This window comes from Duganella sp. BJB1802 (genome assembly GCF_013369445.1).
Classification (GTDB): Bacteria; Pseudomonadota; Gammaproteobacteria; order Burkholderiales; family Burkholderiaceae_D; genus Rugamonas; species Rugamonas vulcania_A.
On sequence record NZ_JABWEF010000006.1, the window covers coordinates 189055 to 208045 of the forward strand.

Below are 18991 nucleotides of genomic sequence, written 5' to 3' on the forward strand. Positions count from 1 at the left end.
CAGCTAGAAATTGGCCGTATATAATGCGGCCTCTTTTCCCTGATAGCTCAGTCGGTAGAGCGACGGACTGTTAATCCGCAGGTCCCTGGTTCGAGTCCAGGTCGGGGAGCCAGAATTCAAAAGCCCACGTTGCAAGACGTGGGCTTTTTCATTTTACCGAGGCGAAACCAGGTCCGGTATCCTTGCCACCTCGACTGCTCAAGCGCTGGCGACGGCATCAGACCGCTGTTGGCGGCGCCGCATCCATGCCATCACACCAATACCGGCCAGCAGCATGGCGTACGTTTCCGGCTCCGGCACAGGGGCCGCCTTCAGCGGGGTCACCGTGAGTTCCAATGCGCGTCCGCTGCCATTGACACTATTGTTATAAAAGGCCCACGGTAAGAACCCACCGTCAAGATTGGGCGGGGAGGAGGCGGTCACCAGCACCGGGAAAGCGGGATTCGGGGCTGTCGCGAAATCCCAGGAGATATCCGGCATTAGCGCGTCGCTCGTGGAGCTTTGCAGCCATGCCCCGCGCAGTGTCGATGGCAGTTTATACTGTTTGTCGTAGTCGGCAAAGGTATAGGTAGCGCTGACAGTATCCACCTTGGAAGTTGTGGCCCATTGGGTGCCTGGCAATTCCGTGAACCAGCCCTCCGCAGCAACAATCTGCTGATAGTCACTGGAAAACGTCAGTGTGGCATCCAATTGGGAGTGGCCACGGTAGTCATATACTGCATGAATCTGGAATTGCGGGAGCGCTTGTGCGGCGCTGGCGACCGTCAGCAGCAGCGCGACCGCGAGGCACTTTAACTTCATGGGTTACTCCGTTATCAATAAGTGAATTTAAAAGAAATATGGCGAATCTTGCCAGTAATTAAAATAATAACATGATTTTTTCTTGAAAACTTTTTTTGATAACATGAAAGGCAACTGCATCCCGTTCTGTTAAGTCCGCAGTCCCTGGTGCGAGTTCAGGTCGGGGAGCCAGAATTTTGAAGGGCCATGTGAAAGCGGTTCAGGCGGCAGGCGTGGTCGGTTTGCTTCCGCACCATTCGCAGTGCAAGGCCGAGAGCCGATAATTCTCGCCGCAGTTGGTGCAACTGCCGCACTGCTGGGCTCCGCACGCCTCGCACCAGGCCTGATCAGTCCTGTGCAGTTTTTCCCCACATTCCCGGCATTGATTTTTCCGCAAGCGGATCTTACGAACACGTGCCGGATTGAACAAGGTGCGTTGTGCGATGAATATAACCAGCAGTCCGCCGCCGATTCCGCAGAAGATGGCGCCATAACTCCATAGGAAGCCCAGTCTCAGTCCGTCAAGGTACATCAGCAGGTCGGCCAGTAACCGGTTGGGCAGGAGTTCATAGACGAAGTAGAGTCCGCGCAAGAAGACCGGTATCGAGCATATCAAAATGAAATGGGAGGAGATCAGTATGCTGATGTCCTTCTCTTTCTTGATTGCCCTCGAATTCCAGAATATCGCCAATAACAGCAACGGCAACAGGAAGCCTGCTTGTGCGCCGAGCTCCTTGAGTGGATACCAGAATGCCAACGTATCGTATTGCTTGCGGGCTTGAGTGAATTCGGTGTCGATAGGGAGCGCGCGCAGAAATGCGACATAGGCTTGGAGGAATTGATGATGTTACAACGCCGCCTGCGTCTGCGTTTGCTGCTGAAGCATGATATTCAATGCGTCATTCAAATCCGCTAGGCTTTTCTTGATTTTGGTAGCCTCGATCGGAAGAATAGAGTCGCTTCTTTTCTGATTGGCCAATTTCTCCAACAGGGCATCGCCATAGGTGGCCTTTAATTGATCGATACGCGCGCGGAATTCTTCAATTTTCTGTTGCTGCTGGTTGCGCGCCCTGAACAAGGTAACAAAATCGCCATTCTTTGCCACCTGGGTCAGTTGGTCGTGGACTTTTGTACAGATTCCCAGTGCTTGTGTGTTCCCATACCAGTTGTCGGGCATGGCCTCGCCCTGGTTAGTCTCATTTTTGGGGATGTAGCGTTCGAGGTTCTCCACCTGGTTCTTCGAATCCAGCTTCAAAAAGTCTTCCGACATCAGCTGGCACTCTGCGGAGATCGGAAGGGCTGGCGGTTCGACGATGCGCTCAGCTCTATTCATGCCGTCGAAAACCAAATTAAGAATATAGATGTCGAGACCAAATAGCAGGATCAGCGTGAACAGGGAAAGTCGTTTGGATTCCGATTGTTTGGATAGTCTCTGCCATCTCTTTTTGAAGAAAATTGCGATCATCGCGCGTACTCCAGCTGTTAAAAGAAGAGAAATTGTTACTCAGTGGGCGGTACCTGAGATTGTGGACTGTCAAGCCAGCGGGATATTATGCGCAGCCGTGGATTATCTTTGCCCAAGATGCAATGTGGCAAAAATAACATTATAGCCGTGTTATATTCTGCACACTATTGGTCCTGGAGATGACAATGTCGCGAAAATGGCTGCTGGGGATGGGCTTGGCAATGAGTTTGGCGATGTCCGCGCATGCGGACGAACCGTTGCCAGTACAGGTGCGCTTGACCCACGTGGCGCCCGATACCTGGCGCGCCGACTATCAATTCCCGCAGCCGGTGGCGTCGATGCGCTTCAAGTCGGTGGGCGACCTGCGCAAATCCGCGTGGAAGGTGTTGACGCCCGGCGTGACATTGACCGTCGGCGATGCCTACGATGCGCTGGCCGCGGCCGACGGCGGGCCGCTGCGGCAGGTCAGCGTGGAAATCTCCGCGTTCGAGCAGGATCTGGGCAAACAATATGTGGCGACGGACCGGCTCTCCGATGGCGGCCGCCTCATCTACCTGGGCTTCCTGCAAGGCGAGGCCCAGCAGGGCAAGCTGCTGCGCGATATGGCGGCGAAGTTCACGCTGGAAGGCCTCGGCAACGAAACCGTGCTGGTGCCCGCCAAGCCTGCAACCCCGGCTAAAGACACGACACCATATGCCTACTTTGGCCCGCAGTCGCCGGTGGCCGCCGGTGAGGCGCAGGTGCTGCTCGATCCCAAACTGTCGGCGTGGGCGAGGGAGACGCTGCTCGACACCACGGCCCAAATGTCCGCCTACTACAGCACTGCCTACCGGCAGAAGCTGCGGCAGCCCCTGCTGCTGGTGGCGGCCATCGGCGACACCTCCACGCCGGGCCTGTCGATCAAGGGCGGCGTGGTTGGCGCGCAGATCGTTTATCGTCTTGGCGGCGCGGCCCTGCTGACCGCCGACACCCCCAAAAAGCGCGCGATCCTCGCCGAACTGGTGGCGCATGAGATGGCGCATTTGTGGCAGAACAATGTGCGCCAGGGCGGCATCAGCGAACAGTCACCGCCGTGGATACACGAGGGCGGCGCCGAGGCGATGGCGCTCGATGGCTTGCTGCGCAGCGGCATCTGGAGCGCCGAACAGGGCAAGGCGTTCGTCGACGCCACGCTGGCCGAGTGCGGGAAGCTGGAACACAGTTTCGATACCTATCGCGGCATTTACGCCTGCGGCTTCGAGCGCTTCAGCCAGCTGAAGGTCGACATTGTGCCGCTGTGGCGCGACATGATCGCGGCCGCCGACAGCAAGGGCGAGGCCTACAGCGAGGCGATGATCAACTCGCTTGTCGCACGCGGAGGCAAGGCCGCACCTTGATGTGCGTCAAAGGAGGGGCGGGGGCGCTTCTTATCATGGTAGTCCACCCATTTGAAGGAGGCTGCCATGGCTAACAGTTTGATGCGTATCGATCCTTTCCGTGATCTCGCCCGTTTCGATCCCTTCCGCGACATGGACGAAATGTTCCGCGACTTCGCACCCTCGGTCTGGCGCGGTGCCGACGTCTCGCCGCGCATGCGGATGGACGTCAGCGAGACCGACAAGGAATATCTCGTCAAGGCCGAAATCCCAGGCGTGCAAAAGGAGGACATCAAGGTCGCCGTCAACGGCAACCAAGTGTCGCTGAGCGCGGAAGTCAAGGAGGAGCAACCGGCCGAGGCCGGCAAGACTGGCTCCCTGCGTAGCGAGCGTTACTACGGACAAGTGCAACGCAGCTTCACGCTGCCGCAGGAGGTCGATGACGACCAGGCCGAGGCGCGCTACGAAAACGGCGTGCTGCACCTGTCGCTGCCGAAGAGGGTCGGCACCGGCGGCAAGCAGCTGGCCATCCAGTAATCAGTGCGAGGGCGCGTTACAGGCCAGGTCCGCGTCCCAGCGGCCCGAGCAGATGCGTGAGCGGCACAGCATCCCTTCGATCAGCCCGAGTTGCTTGCAGCGCGCCAGCAGTTGCGCCGTGCTGTCGCCATCCTGACGCTCGACCACGTCGCGGCTGCGCTCGGGAAGGACGAGCGCCGGCTTGCCCGAATGCGCGACCAGCGCGGTCAGCAGCGCGACATCGGTATCGCCGATGGCTGGCGGAACGGCTGCGCCCGTGTGCGGCACCGGTGGGCGCGCGGCGGCGGTGTTTGTGGTCACAGCAGGCCTGCGCGGCGCGCCTGCCGGATGCGATGTCTCGGCCCTTGCCAGGGCGGGCGCGGTATGCGCGGACGGCGGCGCGTGCGCTTCGATCGCCGCGAAGGGTTTGCTTGCGGATTCCTTCACCACCGGTTCGTTCACGATGGCTGCCGCCTGTTCCGCCGGCGCGGCCGCTACCATCTGTCGTTCCGTCGGCTGCTGGTATGTGCGCGTGGTCACGCTGCTGCGGCTGCGCGCGTAGGAATCCGGGGAGAGCGTGTTGTCGTGTATCAGCCACGCGACCGTGCACATGGTCACCAGCAGCAGTCCCAGGCCGACGGTCCAGCCGTCGATGGTCCAGCCGCTGGTGCGCGGCGTCTTTGCCGCCGTCTTGGGGCCGTGTTCCAGGTGCGCCAGTATGCGCTTGCCGCCATCCTCGGCGGCACGGTTGGAACTCATCAGGTCGGGTTTTTGCTTCGACGTATCCACGGTATTTCCTCCGAATTTGATCTGGTCTTTCACGCCGCTTGCTGAAACGCCTACGATGAAGCGTTCCCGCACCTCAGTGTCCAGTCTGCGGAGCGACCTTGCTTTGACGGAGCGCACCATGTTTCTCTTTTCGGTACTGCTGTTTTTTGTCTTCGCCTGTTTGGGGGCCTGGCTGGCGTTGTTCCCGGCCGGGCGGGATGTGGTGGTTCAGTCGATGTCGATGATTGGCAAGAGCATCGGGCGGGGACTAAGCGGCGGCTACCGGCAAGGCACCCGGCAGGCCGCCCATGCCAGCCGCAGCGCCGGCGGCGGCCTGCTGCGCGCGCTCAGCTTCCTGCGGCGCCGGTATCTGCTGGTGTTGTCGGTGCTGGTGCTGCTGACCGTGCCGCCGATGCTGGCGCTGGTGCTCAGCGGCCGCAATATGTTGGGCGGCTTCGACAGCGACGACCACGCCGTCAACGATCAGGTCGCGGATCTGCTCAAGGGCGAACAGCTGGCGGCGCCGGAGCCATTGCCGCCGTTGGTGTTCACGACGGCGGAGGTGACGATGGTGCGGCCCATGCTCGACGGCGCCAACCGCAACTGGCAGCTGCTCGATCCCGATTTCGCCCAGCGCCTGCTGCTGGTGTTCAAGATCATGAAGGAGACTCACGGCTACGACATGGCGATCCTGGAAGGCTACCGCAGCCCCGAACGGCAGAATGCGCTGGCAGCCGCCGGCCCCAGCGTCACCAACGCCAAGGCCTTCCAGAGCTATCACCAGTTCGGCTTGGCGGCGGACTGCGCCTTCCTGCGCGACGGCAAACTGCTGATCTCGGAAAAAGATCCGTGGGCGATGCGCGGCTACCGGCTCTACGGCGAGGCGGCCGAATCGGTGGGCCTGCATTGGGGCGGGCGCTGGACCATGATGGACTTCGGCCATACCGAATTGAGGGTGTCGGGGACTGTGCGGAAATAGGACGCCGCGCGGTCATGGTTGTGCTGGCTCAAGAAATCCCTGCATTGTTGGTGGCACCATTGATCGGTCCGCTTTTAGCTCAGGCGCCATCATTCACGCCGGCCTCGTCCCATGATGCGAAGAATCTGGTACTTCCTCACCGATACCCGCCACCTGACTATCATTGCGCTCACTGCGATGGCGGCCTTGTTCTACCTCGGCGCGCAGATGCTGGAACTGGCGCTGATCTGGGCACTGGCGGCCACGGCGCTGATGCTGGCGCTGGCCGGCCTGGTCTGGCTGTGGCGACGCCGGCGCGCCAGCCGCGAATCCGAGCAGCTGGGCGCGGCCATCGGCGCCCAGGCCGCCACGGAGAAACAGAGTTCGGACCAGTCCGGCGCCGAGGTCAAGGCCATCCGCAACGACATGCTGAAGGCCATCGAGACCATCCGTGGATCGAAGATGGGCATCGTCTCCGGCACCCGCGCCTTGTACGAACTGCCGTGGTACATGATCATCGGTAATCCCGCCGCCGGCAAAAGCACGGCCATCACCAACTCGGGCTTGCAGTTCCCCTTCGCCGACGGCAAGATCGTGCAGGGCGTGGGCGGCACGCGCAACTGCGACTGGTTCTTCACCACCGACGGCATCCTGCTCGACACGGCCGGCCGCTACTCCGTGCAGGAAGAGCACCGCGCCGAGTGGTTCGGCTTTCTGGACCTGCTGAAGAAGTACCGCCGCCGCGCGCCCATCAACGGCATCCTGATCGCCGTCAGCATCGCCGAATTGCGCGGCGACGATCCCGAGGTCGGCATCAAGCTGGCGCGCAGCCTGCGCAAGCGGGTGCAGGATCTGATCGAGCGGCTGGAGGTGTTCGCGCCGGTGTACGTGGTGTTCACCAAGGCCGACCTGATCGCGGGCTTCAGCGAATTCTTCGCGCGCGCCGAGCGCACCGAGCGCGAACGCGTGTGGGGCGCGACCATGCCCTACAAGCGCAACGCGGGCAGCCAGCAGATGATGGCCTTCTTCGATCACAGCTTCGATGAATTGTGTTCGGGCCTGAAGGAACTGAGCGTGGCCAATATGAGCCAGCAGCGGCGCGACCGCATGGAGCCGGGCGTGTTCACCTTCCCGCTGGAGTTCGCGACGATACGCGCGCCGCTGCGCAGTTTCCTGGTCACGCTGTTCGAAGAAAATCCCTTCCAGTTCAAGCCCGTATTCCGCGGCTACTACTTCACCAGCGCCCTTCAGGAGGGCGCTGCGGCGAGCGAACAATCGCAGCGGCTGGCGAAGCGCTTCGCCCTGTCTCTGCCGGACGCGCCGCCCTCCGCCGGTGGCGGCCAGTCGGGATTCTTCCTGTTGAATTTATTCCGCAATGTGATCTTCGCCGACAAGGACCTGGTCTCGCAGTACGCCAGCAAACATAAGGTCAAGCTGACGTATGCCGCGTTCTTCGCGGCGGCGGTTTTGCTGGGCGTGTCGCTGGGTGGCTGGAGTTGGTCGTACCTGGGCAACCGCCAGTTGGTCAGCAATGTGCAGGCGGACCTGGACAAGGTGATCAAGCTTCAAGCCAAGCGCCTGGACCTGCAATCGCGGCTGGAAGCCCTGGAGATACTGCAGGACCGCATCGAGCAGCTGGATAAATATCGCGTCGACCGGCCTTGGTCGCTGCGTATGGGTTTGTATCAGGGCGATCTGTTGGAGCGCAAGCTGCGGGAGGAATACTTCGCCGGCGTGCGTGAGGTGATGCTCAAGCCGGTGGTCGCCAATCTGGAGACGCTGCTGTCGGAGATGAACGCCCATGCCGACCAACTGCAGGCGCCCGGCGCGGCTGCCGCCACGTCCCAGGCGCCGGCCACCGCGCCGGGACGCCAGTTCCAGGAAGCCTCCGCCGTCAACGTCGAAGACGCCTACAACGCCTTGAAGAGCTACCTGATGCTGGCCGATGTCTCGCACGCCGAAGCCAGTCACCTGAACGACCAGCTGACCCGTTACTGGCGCGGATGGCTGGAGAACAATCGCGGCGCCATGCCGCGCGAGCAGATGATACACAGCGCCGAACGGCTGATGACCTTCTATCTAGCGCAGATCGCCGATCCATCCTGGCCGCGCATCGAGCAGAAGCTGGCGCTGGTCGACCAGGCACGCGAGAACCTGCGCCGCGTGGTGCGCGGCATGCCGGCCAGGGAGCGCGTCTACGCCGACATCCGCGCCCGCGCCAACACGCGCTTCCCGGCGATGACGGTGGCGCGCATGGTGGGCGAACAGGATCAGGCGCTGGTCACCGGCAGCTACGCCATCGCCGGCGCCTACACCCGCGAGGCATGGGAGAAGTTCGTGCAGGACGCCTTCCGCGAAGCCGCCACGCACGAACTGCAAAGCGCGGACTGGGTCCTGAAGACCGCCGCGCGCGACGACCTGACGCTGGAGGGCAGCCCCGAACAAATCCAGAAGGGCCTGACCGATTTGTACTTGGCCGACAAAGCCGCCAGCTGGGGCGACATGCCGCTGCACGTCTGGCTGCGCGCCGTCATCAAGGATCCCGCCGCCATTGCCAGCGTCGAAGAACTGCTGGACGCCAGACCCGCAGGAGAGTAAATATTTCTGTTGTGAAATATTTCCTTTCGGACTATAGTTTGACCTCAAATAGTGCTAGCATGGGCTGAAGGCCCCCATCCCGCTTTGAGGACAGCTATGAACAATCTGAAGATCGGCACACGCCTGGGTTTCGGTTTTTCTCTCATCCTGTTGATGCTGACGGCGATGACCATCATCGGCATCCTTCGCCTGAGCAGTGCCAGCTCGATGACCGATGAGATGATCAACGTGAAGATCCGCGACGAGCGGCTGATCGCGGAATGGGGCAAGATCATCGAAGTGAACGCGGCCCGCACCACCGGCGCGTGGATGGTGGCCGATCCGGCCGACCAGAAAAAACTTGAAGGCATGATGGCCGAATCCTCCGGCCGCGCGACCCAGATCCAGGACCAGATCGGCGCCGCCATCGACGACGAGGAGCTCAAGCCCCTGTTCAAAAAAGTGCTGGAGACGCGCAAGGCCTATACCGACTTCCGCAAGGCCGTCTTCGCCGCCAAGAACGCGGGCGACCTTGAAAAGGCCAAGAGCCTCTACGAAGGCGACATGACGCAAAGCCGCATCCTCTACCTGGACGCGTTGAAAAAATTCTCCGACAAGCAGGCCGCCTTGCTGGATAAGGCGGCGCTCGAAATCCAGCAGCAGTACGCCAGCGGCCGCACGCTGTTGACGATACTGGGACTGGCCGCGATTGCGATGGGCGTAATCGCCGCATGGTGGATCACCCGCACCATCACGACGCCGATCAACGAGGCGGTGAAGGTGGCGGAGACGGTGTCGTCGGGCGACCTGACCAGCGACATCCAGGTCAACAGCGCCGACGAAACCGGCCAGCTGATGAACGCCCTCAAGACCATGAACGCGAACCTGGTCAACATCGTCGGCCAGGTGCGTAACGGCACCGATTTGATGGCCACCGCCTCCACCGAGATCGCCGCCGGCAACCAGGACCTGTCCTCGCGCACGGAGCAGCAGGCCAGCTCCCTGCAGGAAACCGCCTCCTCGATGGAGGAGCTGACATCGACCGTGCGCTTCAACGCCGAAAACGCCCGCGAGGCCAACAAGCTGGCAGCCACCGCATCCGAGATCGCCAGCCGGGGCGGCGCCGTGGTGGGGGAGGTGGTCAGCACCATGGGCTCGATCAACGACTCGTCGCGCAAGATCGTCGACATCATTTCGGTCATCGACAGCATCGCCTTCCAGACCAATATCCTGGCCCTGAACGCGGCGGTGGAAGCCGCGCGCGCCGGCGAGCAGGGTCGCGGCTTCGCCGTCGTGGCATCCGAAGTGCGCAACCTCGCGCAGCGCTCGGCCGCCGCCGCCAAGGACATCAAGGGTCTGATCGACGATTCGGTGCAGAAGGTGGCGCTGGGTTCGGACCTGGTCGACAAGGCCGGCCAGACCATGAGCGAAATCGTCACCAGCATCAGCCGCGTCACGCAGATCATGTCCCAGATCAGCCATGCGAGTGAGGAGCAGAGCCTCGGCATCGCACAGGTGAACGACGCGATCACGCAGATGGACCAGGTGACGCAGCAGAACGCGGCGCTGGTGGAGGAGGCCGCAGCGGCGGCGGAATCGATGCAGGAGCAATCGGCCAAGCTGGCCGAGGTGGTCGGCGTGTTCAAGCTCGATGCCTCGCAGATGGCGATGCAGTCGCGCGCCTTGCCGCCTGTGCGGCCGCGCGTTGCGCCGCCTCCACGGCGTCCTGCGCCGGCGGTGGCAGCCCAGCCCAGGAAGGCGCTGGCAGCGGCGCCGAAGCCCAAGGCTGTGGCGTCCAGCGAATCCGACTGGGAAGAGTTCTAAGCAGCGCGGCGCGCGCCTTCGGTACAATGGCGGCCTATGACGACCAGTACCGGCGGCGCCGCTGCTCCAGCCACTCCACGACCCGCGCGCGCGCAATGCGCCACGTGCCTGCGCCCGCAGCAGACCTGCATCTGCCGCTGGGTAGCGCGCTTGCCGAACACGGTGGAGGTGCTCATCCTTCAACACCCGATGGAAGTGAACAACGCCAAGGGCAGCGCGCGGCTGCTGCATCTGAGCCTTGCCAATAGCCGTCTGGAAGTGGGGGAGACCTTCGCGCCGGAGCACCTGCAGGCGCTGTTGTCGCCAGAACGCCGCAGCGTGTTGCTGTACCCCGACACCGCCGAGGACAAGTCATTGGGCCTGACGCCCGCGCAGCCGTTCGACGCGGCCTGGCTGGACGAGTCACAGCTCCTGCGCCTGGTGGTGCTGGACGGGACCTGGCGCAAGAGCCGCAAGATGCTGTATCTGAATCCGGCGCTGCAAGGCTTGCCGCGCCTGCCGCTGCGCGACACGCCGCCGTCGCACTACCTGATCCGCAAGGCGCACCTGCCGGACCAGCTCTCCACGCTGGAGGCCACGGTCTATGCGCTGGCCCAGCTGGAAAACGATATAAACAAATTCAATCCGCTGATCGACGCCTTCGACGGTTTCGTCGCTCAGCAGGCAAGCTACGTGGCGCGGCCGCCGTCAGGCGATCAGCTTTAGACCCGGCGGCAGGGCCTCGCCCAGCATGCGTTTTTCGTCCGCCTGGTCGAGCTGCACCACCTCGCGCACCATCGCGCTCCAGCTGGCAGGCGCGCCAACGGCGGCAAGGCGCCGCAGGATTTCCGCCCGCAGCGCTTCGCCGATATCGCGCGAGCGGTCGCCCGTCATGCGCGCCAGATGGGTGGCGGCGTAGCCGGCCGGCTCCACCTTCTTCCAATCCAGCGAGAGGATCACGGCCAGCCATTGCTCGACAATCGTCGACTCCACCACATCATGCGCGCTGCCGTGGAAAGGCTGGCGCGCGCCGACGCGGCTCAGGCCCCACAGGAAGCGCGCCTGCGCCGCTTCGGCCTTGCCGGCATCGGCGGCGCCGTTGCGGGTCTTGTTGGCGGCGGCCTTGCTCGCGGCCTTGGTTGCCGCTTCCAGCCGGCCCAGCATCCACGCGCCGATTTCGGCCTTGTAGCCGCCGGGGATGCGCTCCAGCGACGCGCCCAGGCGCAGCATGTCTTCCTCGGTGCCGTTGACCAGCGTTTGCGGGCGGCGTCCGCGTTCCTGTTCGTCGGCCTGCACGTTGAAGGCGAAATCGTCCAGCACGCGCAGCTGCGCTTCCACACTCAGGCCGCCGGCCACGCGGCGCCACAGCGTCCACCATTCGGCGCAGACCTGGCTGTCCTTGTGATGCTGGACGCCGGTGTCGAACATGGCCCACAGCTGCTCGATGCGCCACTCGTCCAGCGTGTAGCCGAAGCCGGGGCGCAGGCAGTAGCCGCTCAGGTTCAGCCACGCGCGTTCGTGCTCGGACGAGCGGCGGCGGCCTTTGGCGCGCTGCATCAGCGCGTCGAACAGGCGACGCAGCAGCGGCGTGGCCCAGCTTTCGCGGCTGCCCAGCAGGTGTTCGAGCTGCGTGCGCAGTTGTTTGACTTCCTTGATGTCCACTTGCTGCGCGCGGCTGCCGAAGATGCGGTCGATCTTGTCGATGGTGGCATCGAAGCCGGCCGGCATAGGCGCTTCTTTCGGCGCTGCGGTATCGCTGTCTTCTTCGACGGCCACACCGCGCAGCTGGAACTCCAGCAGCCAGCGCTGGCCGCCTTCGATGGCGACGCAATGCACGTCCAGCGTGCCCACCTCGCTCAGCGTGGCGGCCAGTTGCACCGGGATCTCCTTGCGAGCGTCGGCGGCGCTGCTGTCGCGCAGGACAGTGGCGATAGGCGGCAGCTGGATGTATTCGTCGGCTTGCAGCTCGACCAGCTCACCCGCTTGCGGCGGCGCGGCTTCGGAAATCGAGGAGGCCAGATGGAAGCGCACCGGCCGCCCCAGACGCAGCGCGAAGGTGCGGTCGGCCAGCAGGATCTCGCGGCTCTCCACGCTGCCGCGCGGCAGGATGCAGATGGCGCGGCGCGGCTTGTCCTGGCGCGCTTCGTCGTCCAGCAGCAGGAAGTAGCTGCGCGGCGAGCCGCCGCCGATCACCGGCGCTTGCCCTGCCTGGCCCAACGCGTAGGCCACGCCGCCGCGTGCCACCGCCACGTCGGGATTGTCGTTGTGCAGAACGGTCAACGGCTGCCCGCGCCAATTGGCCAGCGTGACCTCAAGCCGCGCGGCCAGCGCGTGCGCGCGGAACACGCCGCCGTTGAGCAGCAACGTGTCGGGAATGGGGATGGCGCGGTCGTCCGCCGCGATGCCCAGCGCCTCGCGCGCGGCCGCCGCATGCTGGTGCAGGAAGCTGGCCAGGTGGCGCGTGATGGCCGCATCGCTGGCATAGGGCAGGCCGAATTCGACGATGGCGCCTCGGCCGCGCTGCGCCGGTTCCTGCGCCGCGTTGAGCGGGAAGAAGCCGTCCACCACCAGCGCCGCGACTTCATCGCGCGTCAGCTCGGCGGAGCGCGAACTGCCGATCAGGCGCGAGCCGGAACCGAGCAAGGTGACGGTGGTGCGCTCCGGCGCGTCGACGGCCAGCAGCAGCTCCTTCGCTGCCCGGCAGCGTTCCGCCAGTTGCGACAGGCGGCTGGCCGACAGGCGCGTCTGCGCGGCGTCGCCGCCAGCCATACGCGCTTCCACCAGATGCGCCAGCGCCAGGTCCATATTGTCGCCACCGAGTATCAGGTGGTTGCCCACGCCGATGCGGCTGATCGTCGGCTCGCCGTCGATCATTTCGACCTTGATCAGACTGAAGTCGGTCGTGCCGCCGCCGACGTCGCAGACCAGCACCAGGCGCGTGTCCGCCAGGTCCGCCGCCAGCGTGGCGCGCTGGCGGAACAGCCAGTCGTAGAAGGCGGCCTGCGGTTCCTCCAGCAAGCGCAGGTCCGGCAGGCCGGCGCTGCGCGCCGCCTCCAGCGTCAACGCCCGCGCACCTTCGTCGAACGATGCGGGGATCGTCAGCACCAGCTGTTGATGTTCCAGTGGATGCGCAGGGAAGCGAGCATTCCACGCCGCCCGCACATGCGCCAGATATGAAGCGCTGGCCGCCACCGGCGACACCTTGGCCACATCGGGCTCCGCGCCCCACGGCAGTATCGGCGCCATGCGGTCCACCTGGGGATGCGACAGCCAGCTCTTGGCGCTGGAGACCAGCCGCCCCGGCACCTGCGCGCCCAGGGTGCGCGCCAGCCGGCCGACCACCACCTGCGGCAGACCTGCGACATCGGCCGAAGGCCAGGGCAGCTGCAGATCGCCGTCCGCCAGCTCACCCTGCGCCGGGTGATAGCGCATCGACGGCAGCAGCGCGCCGGCGCCGACCTCGCCCGGCGCCACCAACTGCTCGATCTCGAACAGGCGAATTTGCGCGCTGTCCGGTTCCGAATAAGCCAGCACCGTGTTGGTGGTGCCGAGATCGATGCTGACGACGTATTGACTCATGCTCAGGCTTGGGCACCCGCGCGCACGTCGAACTCCACCTTCCAGCGCTGGCCGTCGTTGGCCACCGCCTGCAGTTCCAGCGTGCCCGACTCGGTCGCCATCGCATGCAGGCGCACCTGCACCACATCGCTGACCGTGCGGCCTTCGGTCGACAGCGTCGCCTGGATCTCGTTCAACTCGATCAGTTCATCGGCGCTCCAGAAGTCCAGCAGATCGCCGATCTGGTCCTGCCGGCGCACCGACGAACCGAAGAAGCGGAACTGCACCGGCTCGCCGACCACCAGGCCGAACTCCTGGTTCGGCAGCTCGATCTCGCTGCCTTCCTCCATGCCGAACGGCGCCACGCACAGCGCCTGGATAGGCGGCTCCATGCCGGGGATGGCCGGCATCGACGATTCGATCGCCACGTAGTAGGCACGCGCCGTTCCGCCGCGAATACGCACGCCGCTGCCGCGCCGCACGTAGCTGTAGTAGGCCGCACCACGCGCCACCGCCAGGTCCAGGTCCGCGCCGCCCAGCATGCGCGCAGGCTCGGAGCCTTCCATGTACAGCCAGTCGTTGATTGTGCCCATGATGCGCTGCGCCAGCAGCTCCGACTTGAACACGCCGCCGTTGAACAGCACCGCCGTCGGATGCAGGAAGGTCGCGTCGGCGTTCTGCTTGCCGGCGTAGCCTTCCAGTTCGCTGGTCGCGCCGAGCTGGCGCGCCAGGAACGCCGCCAGGTGGCGCGTGATGCCAGCGTCCTGCGCATACGGCAAGCCAAGCTGCGTCAGGCCTGCGCGCGTGCGCGATGCAGGACGCGCCGATGCATCCACCTGCGGGAAGAAGCCGTCGAGGATGAAGGTGGTCACTTCGTCGCGCGTCAGTTCGGTGCGGATCGAACCGCCGATCAGTTTCGAGCCACGGCTCGGCACCACGATAGGCCAGGTGTCCACGCTGGCGTCGGCCAGCAGTTTTTCCTTGGCGCTGCGGCAGCCATAGGTCAGCGCGCGCATCTGCCACGCGTCGAGCTGCGTGCCGTTGGCGGCCAGCTTGCGCGCCACCAGGTGCGCCAGCGCCAGGTCCATATTGTCGCCGCCTAGCAGGATATGGTCGCCCACCGCGATGCGGTGCGGTTCCAGCACGCCGTCGCGTTCCAGCACGGCGATCAGCGAAAAGTCGCTGGTGCCGCCGCCCACGTCCACCACCAGGATGATGTCGCCCGGCTTGACTTCCTTGCGCCAGCGGCCTTCGCTGCCCTGGATCCAGCTGTACAGGGCCGCCTGCGGCTCTTCCAGCAAGGTCAGATTGGTGTAGCCGGCGGCGCGCGCCGCATCGGCCGTCAGCTCGCGCGCGCCGGGATCGAACGACGCGGGAATCGTCACCGTCACCGCCTGCTCGCCGAACGGCGCGTCAGGGTAGGCCTGCTCCCATGCCTTGCGCAGGTGCGTCAGGTAGCGCGTGGACGCCTCCAGCGGCGAGACGCGCGACACTTCTTCCGGCGCGTCGTTCGGCAGCAGCGCGGAGCGGCGGTCGACGCCAGGATGGCTCAACCAGCTCTTGGCGCTGGAGACCAGGCGGATAGGCGTGGTGGCGCCACGGCTGCGCGCCATCTCGCCGGCCACGCTGGTTTGTTCTTCCGGCGACTGCGGCCATGGCAGGCTCAATTCGCCCGGCGCCAGTTCGTCCGCGTGCGGCAGGTAGAGGAAGGACGGCAGCAGCGGCAGCTCTTCCACCGTGCCCGGCGCGGTTAGCTGCGGAATGGCCAGCACACCATGCTGGGTTTTCTCGCCGTCGCTGGCGCCCAGGTCCACATAGGACAGCGCGCTGTGCGTGGTGCCAAGGTCGATGCCGATGGCGTAGCGTGGATCGCTCATAATTCCACCTCCGCCGGCGCCAGGATGGACGCGTCGTGCGCTTCCGCCAGTTTCGGCAGACGCACGTTGGAAGCGCGCCAGCCGCGATGACTCAAGGCGCCGCGGAACGGCGCGCTGCCGACCACGTTGCCGGTCAGGCGCACGGCGCTGGCGTCGAAGCCTTCTTCCAGCACGATGCGGCTGCCTTCGGCCTCGCTGCGCACCGCCTCGATGGTGAAGTGCTCGCGCAGCACCTTGCTGCAGCCTTCATGCACCACGCGCGCGGCGGCGCCGATGTCGGCGTCGGAATAGGCGCTCAGATTCTCTTGGGTGAAGTCGATCAGGCGGGCCTCGCGCTGGAACAGGCTCAGAAGCTGCAAGGCCGCATCCGGCGTGGCCACGCGCAGCGGCGCGGGGGCCGGCGCTGGCTTCGGTGCGGGCGTGGCCACCGGCGCGGCGGCCGGCTGCGGCGCCTCGTCGATGCGCGTCAGGCGCGCTGCGTAGTCGGCGTCGGACAGGGCGCGGAAGAAGGCGCCGATCGCGATCGATATCCGGCTAAAAAAAGACGGCAATGGTTGACTCGAATTGTTCATGTTTGTGTGCTCGTATCGGGTGAGCCGGGGCGCCGCATCGGCGGCATCCTGGCGAGGTGTGGGTGGGGGGCGCTCAAGGCGCGGGGAATTCCATCCCCCGGAAGTCCTGAATGATACCAGCTTGACCACGTTGCCCCCAAGGCAGCAGCCCCGCGCGATTGATATTTCGCTTGATATCGCGATTTCAAGCGCATAGAATACTGTCTATATATACAGTAGTTTGGTGCCGCGATGTCCCACGATGAAAACAATCAAGAGCATGTGATGCTGCCGCCGCCCTCGCTGAAGGCGCAGAAGGGCCGTGGCGCGGTGTCGAACCTGCAGGGTCGCTTCGAGGTCAACGTCCGCGAGGCCTACGACGACGGCTGGGAGCGGGAGGAGGAGGAGGCCGCGCCGTGGAAGACGGTGGTCACGGACGAGCTCTGCAAGTCCATCCTCAGCCGCAACGCCTCGCCGGATTTGCCGTTCAGCGTCTCGCTCAATCCTTATCGGGGTTGCGAGCACGGCTGCATTTACTGCTTCGCGCGGCCCACACACAGTTATCTCGGCCTGTCGCCGGGCATGGATTTCGAGAGCAAGATCTTCGCCAAGGTCAACGCGCCGGAAGTGCTGCGGCGCGAACTGGCCAAGCCGAGCTACGAGCCGTCCTCGATAGCGCTTGGCGTCAACACGGACGCCTACCAGCCCTGCGAGCGCGAGCGCAAGCTCACCCGCCGCGTGCTGGAAGTGCTGCAGGAATGCCAGCACCCGGTCGGCTTGATCACCAAGTCCTCGCTGATTGAGCGCGACATCGACATCCTGTCGGCGATGGCGGCCAAGGAGCAGGCCGGCGTCGCCATCACGCTGACCACGCTGGACTCGGCCATCGCGCGCACGCTGGAGCCGCGCGCGGCCGCACCGGCGCGCCGCCTGCGCACGATACGCACGCTGACCGACGCCGGCATTCCGGTCGCGGTCAGCGTCGCGCCCATCATCCCCTTCGTCACCGAGCCCGACCTGGAGCGCATCCTGGAGGCGGTCAAGGAGGCCGGTGCCGTCAGCGCGCACTACACGGTGCTGCGCCTGCCATGGGAAGTCGCGCCGCTGTTCCACCAGTGGTTGCAGGCGCACTTTCCCGAGCGGGCGCAGCGCGTGATGAACCGCGTGCGTGAAATGCGCGGCGGCAAAGACTACGACAGCACCTTCGGCGCCCGCATGAAAGGCGAGGGCGTGTGGGCCGAGCTGATACGGCAGCGCTTCAAGATCGCCACCGAGCGCCTCGGCCTGACCGGGCGCGGCAGCCGCTTCCACAACATGGACGCGTCACAGTTCTCGCGTCCACTGGTGGTGCCGCCGCTGGGCGCGCGCGCCAAGGCGGCCGCCGATGCGGGGCAGATGGATTTGTTCTGACCTCAGTTCAGTTTGACGGAGAGCTCGACATCCTCCCCGAACGGCAGCGACATATAGCCGGATGCCGGTGAGCGCACCATGGCCACATAGTCCGGGTTCATGTCGGCGTTGTCCGCGATGATGAGCGCGCCCGGCCGCATGCGGCTCCGCACCAGACCAAGGATCTCGGGGTAGAGCGCCTTGGCGCCATCGAGCAGCAGCAGGTCGATCTGGTCCGGCAGATTGGTGGCCAGCGTCTCCAGCGCATCGCCGGCGCGGATATCCACCAGGTCGAGCAGGCCGCCTTCCTCCAGATGGCCGCGTGCCCGCTCCACCTTGGATGGCTCGAACTCGCTGGTGATCAGATGGCCGCCGCCGTTGTCGCGCAGCGCGGCGGCCAGGTACAAGGTCGAGATGCCGAACGACGTGCCGAACTCGACCACGTTGCGGGCATTGCAGCTGCGCGCCAGCATGTACAGCAGTTCGCCGGTCTGGCGCGACACCGGCAGCGGCACGTCCTTCAGCCGATGGTAGAGGTTGATGTATTCCGTCTTGCTGTGCATCAGGCGATCACGCTCGTCCTTCGACAATTCAGCGACAGCCGGGATGGCGGAGATCTGCACCTTGGAGGCTTCGTCAAACAGGCGGTCGAGCAGCGGCGCGACGGGATTGGTGGTCAGGGTTGTCATGGCGATTCCTTTCAAAAGAAGTACGGATATAATATGAAGAATCCTTCACATTTCATATTCGCGTTCCGAGACTTCCCATGGCAGACCCGGCAAAAGCCGCTATCTCCTCGCGCCGCAAGCCCAAACAGGCGCGCTCGGCCGACCTGGTTTCAGCCATCCTCGAAGCGGCTATTCAGGTTTTGGCGAAGGAGGGCGTGCGCCGTTTCACCACCACGCGGGTGGCCGAGCGTGCCGGCGTGAGCGTGGGATCGGTGTACCAGTACTTTCCGAACAAGGCGTCCATCCTGTTCAGGCTGCAGGCGGACGAGTGGCGGCAGACGACCGAGATGCTGATCAACATCCTGCAGGACCTGCGCAAGCCGCCGCTGGAACGGCTGCGCCTGCTGGTCCACGCCTTCCTGCGCTCGGAGTGCGAGGAGGCCGAGATCCGCACCGCGCTCAACGACGCCGCCCCGTTCTACCGCGACACGCCCGAAGCGCATGAGACGCGCGCGGCGGCCGACCGCATCATCGAGCAATTCATGCGCGAAGCCCTGCCCAAGTCGCCGGACAGCGTGCGCGCACTGGCCGGCGACCTCGTGATGACGACCTTCAGTTCAGTCGGCAAACAGTTCTCGGAAACCCCGCGCACGGATGAAGAGATCCACGCCTACTCGGAAGCGCTGGCCGATATGCTGTGCGCCTACCTCGCCAGCCTGAACTAAT

General features: G+C 64.5%; 15 protein-coding genes, 1 tRNA gene and 1 pseudogene. 9 read left to right on the forward strand and 8 right to left on the reverse strand.

Annotated elements, in window-relative coordinates; all coding sequences use genetic code 11:
• Positions 1 to 36: 36 nt before the first annotated feature.
• A tRNA-Asn gene (locus HUX88_RS12010) sits at positions 37 to 112 on the forward strand.
• Positions 113 to 198: 86 nt separating this feature from the next.
• On the opposite strand, the gene HUX88_RS12015 is transcribed toward HUX88_RS12010, so the two are convergent.
• The 3 genes from HUX88_RS12015 to HUX88_RS12025 form a co-directional block, all read right to left on the reverse strand.
• Complete coding sequence (locus tag HUX88_RS12015) at positions 199 to 801, reverse strand: PEP-CTERM sorting domain-containing protein (RefSeq protein ID WP_117013389.1); 603 nt, start codon at positions 799 to 801, stop codon at positions 199 to 201.
• A 199-nt stretch (positions 802 to 1000) separates the two neighbouring features.
• On the reverse strand, positions 1001 to 1537 hold the full coding sequence (locus HUX88_RS12020) for a hypothetical protein (protein ID WP_176361921.1): 537 nt from the start codon (positions 1535 to 1537) through the stop codon (positions 1001 to 1003).
• 90 nt (positions 1538 to 1627) lie between these two features.
• Positions 1628 to 2245, reverse strand: a complete 618-nt coding sequence (locus HUX88_RS12025) for a hypothetical protein (RefSeq protein ID WP_176361922.1) — start codon at positions 2243 to 2245, stop codon at positions 1628 to 1630.
• A gap of 185 nt (positions 2246 to 2430) precedes the next feature.
• Between HUX88_RS12025 and HUX88_RS12030 the strand changes: the two genes are divergently transcribed.
• Both HUX88_RS12030 and HUX88_RS12035 read left to right on the forward strand, forming a co-directional pair.
• A complete protein-coding gene (locus HUX88_RS12030) occupies positions 2431 to 3621 on the forward strand; it encodes a hypothetical protein (protein WP_229219303.1) in 1191 nt (396 codons plus the stop codon).
• Positions 3622 to 3687: 66 nt separating this feature from the next.
• Positions 3688 to 4137 (forward strand): Hsp20/alpha crystallin family protein, encoded by a 450-nt coding sequence (locus HUX88_RS12035; RefSeq protein WP_176361923.1) that lies wholly within the window; start codon positions 3688 to 3690, stop codon positions 4135 to 4137.
• On the opposite strand, the gene HUX88_RS12040 is transcribed toward HUX88_RS12035, so the two are convergent.
• On the reverse strand, positions 4138 to 5025 hold the full coding sequence (locus tag HUX88_RS12040; protein WP_229219304.1) for a hypothetical protein: 888 nt from the start codon (positions 5023 to 5025) through the stop codon (positions 4138 to 4140).
• Here HUX88_RS12040 and HUX88_RS12045 point away from each other — a divergent pair.
• The 4 genes and pseudogenes from HUX88_RS12045 (at position 5024) to HUX88_RS12060 (ending at position 10948) form a co-directional block, all read left to right on the forward strand.
• Positions 5024 to 5863: a M15 family metallopeptidase gene (locus tag HUX88_RS12045; protein ID WP_176361924.1), complete on the forward strand. Its 840-nt coding sequence runs from the start codon at positions 5024 to 5026 to the stop codon at positions 5861 to 5863. The two genes, HUX88_RS12040 and HUX88_RS12045, sit on opposite strands and share 2 nt — an antisense overlap.
• A 114-nt stretch (positions 5864 to 5977) precedes the next feature.
• Positions 5978 to 8419: pseudogene (tssM, locus tag HUX88_RS12050) on the forward strand (type VI secretion system membrane subunit TssM); the annotation flags it as partial.
• A 117-nt stretch (positions 8420 to 8536) separates the two neighbouring features.
• Positions 8537 to 10243: a methyl-accepting chemotaxis protein gene (locus HUX88_RS12055; protein ID WP_176361926.1), complete on the forward strand. Its 1707-nt coding sequence runs from the start codon at positions 8537 to 8539 to the stop codon at positions 10241 to 10243.
• Between the two features lie 36 nt (positions 10244 to 10279).
• The gene (locus tag HUX88_RS12060; RefSeq protein WP_176361927.1) at positions 10280 to 10948 is read left to right on the forward strand and encodes a tRNA-uridine aminocarboxypropyltransferase; all 669 of its coding nucleotides are present in this window, start codon (positions 10280 to 10282) and stop codon (positions 10946 to 10948) included.
• Here HUX88_RS12060 and HUX88_RS12065 read toward each other — a convergent pair.
• The 3 genes from HUX88_RS12065 to HUX88_RS12075 are packed head-to-tail and all read right to left on the reverse strand — an operon-like array spanning position 10931 to position 16229.
• Positions 10931 to 13801, reverse strand: a complete 2871-nt coding sequence (locus HUX88_RS12065) for an Hsp70 family protein (protein WP_176361928.1) — start codon at positions 13799 to 13801, stop codon at positions 10931 to 10933. The two genes, HUX88_RS12060 and HUX88_RS12065, sit on opposite strands and share 18 nt — an antisense overlap.
• 2 nt (positions 13802 to 13803) lie before the next feature.
• Complete coding sequence (locus tag HUX88_RS12070; RefSeq protein WP_117013398.1) at positions 13804 to 15657, reverse strand: Hsp70 family protein; 1854 nt, start codon at positions 15655 to 15657, stop codon at positions 13804 to 13806.
• A complete protein-coding gene (locus tag HUX88_RS12075; RefSeq protein WP_176361929.1) occupies positions 15654 to 16229 on the reverse strand; it encodes a DUF2760 domain-containing protein in 576 nt (191 codons plus the stop codon). Before HUX88_RS12075 ends, HUX88_RS12070 begins: the two co-directional genes overlap by 4 nt.
• Positions 16230 to 16460: 231 nt before the next feature.
• Between HUX88_RS12075 and HUX88_RS12080 the strand changes: the two genes are divergently transcribed.
• Positions 16461 to 17618 carry a PA0069 family radical SAM protein gene (locus HUX88_RS12080; protein WP_176361930.1) on the forward strand — a complete coding sequence of 386 codons (1158 nt, stop codon included), beginning with the start codon at positions 16461 to 16463 and terminating at the stop codon, positions 17616 to 17618.
• A 2-nt stretch (positions 17619 to 17620) separates the two neighbouring features.
• On the opposite strand, the gene HUX88_RS12085 is transcribed toward HUX88_RS12080, so the two are convergent.
• Complete coding sequence (locus tag HUX88_RS12085) at positions 17621 to 18286, reverse strand: O-methyltransferase (RefSeq protein ID WP_117013401.1); 666 nt, start codon at positions 18284 to 18286, stop codon at positions 17621 to 17623.
• A gap of 77 nt (positions 18287 to 18363) precedes the next feature.
• Between HUX88_RS12085 and HUX88_RS12090 the strand changes: the two genes are divergently transcribed.
• Positions 18364 to 18990 (forward strand): TetR family transcriptional regulator, encoded by a 627-nt coding sequence (locus HUX88_RS12090; protein WP_176361931.1) that lies wholly within the window; start codon positions 18364 to 18366, stop codon positions 18988 to 18990.
• Position 18991 lies beyond the last annotated feature (1 nt).

Bases quoted from the DNA above. Each gene is read 5' to 3' on its own strand.
- HUX88_RS12015 (WP_117013389.1), bottom strand. From the start codon at position 801: ATGAAGTTAAAGTGCCTCGCGGTCGCGCTGCTGCTGACGGTCGCCAGC.
- HUX88_RS12025 (WP_176361922.1), bottom strand. From the start codon at position 2,245: ATGATCGCAATTTTCTTCAAAAAGAGATGGCAGAGACTATCCAAACAA.
- HUX88_RS12030 (WP_229219303.1), top strand. From the start codon at position 2,431: ATGTCGCGAAAATGGCTGCTGGGGATGGGCTTGGCAATGAGTTTGGCG.
- HUX88_RS12035 (WP_176361923.1), top strand. From the start codon at position 3,688: ATGGCTAACAGTTTGATGCGTATCGATCCTTTCCGTGATCTCGCCCGT.
- HUX88_RS12045 (WP_176361924.1), top strand. From the start codon at position 5,024: ATGTTTCTCTTTTCGGTACTGCTGTTTTTTGTCTTCGCCTGTTTGGGG.
- HUX88_RS12040 (WP_229219304.1), bottom strand. From the start codon at position 5,025: ATGGTGCGCTCCGTCAAAGCAAGGTCGCTCCGCAGACTGGACACTGAG.
- HUX88_RS12055 (WP_176361926.1), top strand. From the start codon at position 8,537: ATGAACAATCTGAAGATCGGCACACGCCTGGGTTTCGGTTTTTCTCTC.
- HUX88_RS12060 (WP_176361927.1), top strand. From the start codon at position 10,280: ATGACGACCAGTACCGGCGGCGCCGCTGCTCCAGCCACTCCACGACCC.
- HUX88_RS12065 (WP_176361928.1), bottom strand. From the start codon at position 13,801: ATGAGTCAATACGTCGTCAGCATCGATCTCGGCACCACCAACACGGTG.
- HUX88_RS12070 (WP_117013398.1), bottom strand. From the start codon at position 15,657: ATGAGCGATCCACGCTACGCCATCGGCATCGACCTTGGCACCACGCAC.
- HUX88_RS12075 (WP_176361929.1), bottom strand. From the start codon at position 16,229: ATGAACAATTCGAGTCAACCATTGCCGTCTTTTTTTAGCCGGATATCG.
- HUX88_RS12080 (WP_176361930.1), top strand. From the start codon at position 16,461: ATGTCCCACGATGAAAACAATCAAGAGCATGTGATGCTGCCGCCGCCC.
- HUX88_RS12085 (WP_117013401.1), bottom strand. From the start codon at position 18,286: ATGACAACCCTGACCACCAATCCCGTCGCGCCGCTGCTCGACCGCCTG.
- HUX88_RS12090 (WP_176361931.1), top strand. From the start codon at position 18,364: ATGGCAGACCCGGCAAAAGCCGCTATCTCCTCGCGCCGCAAGCCCAAA.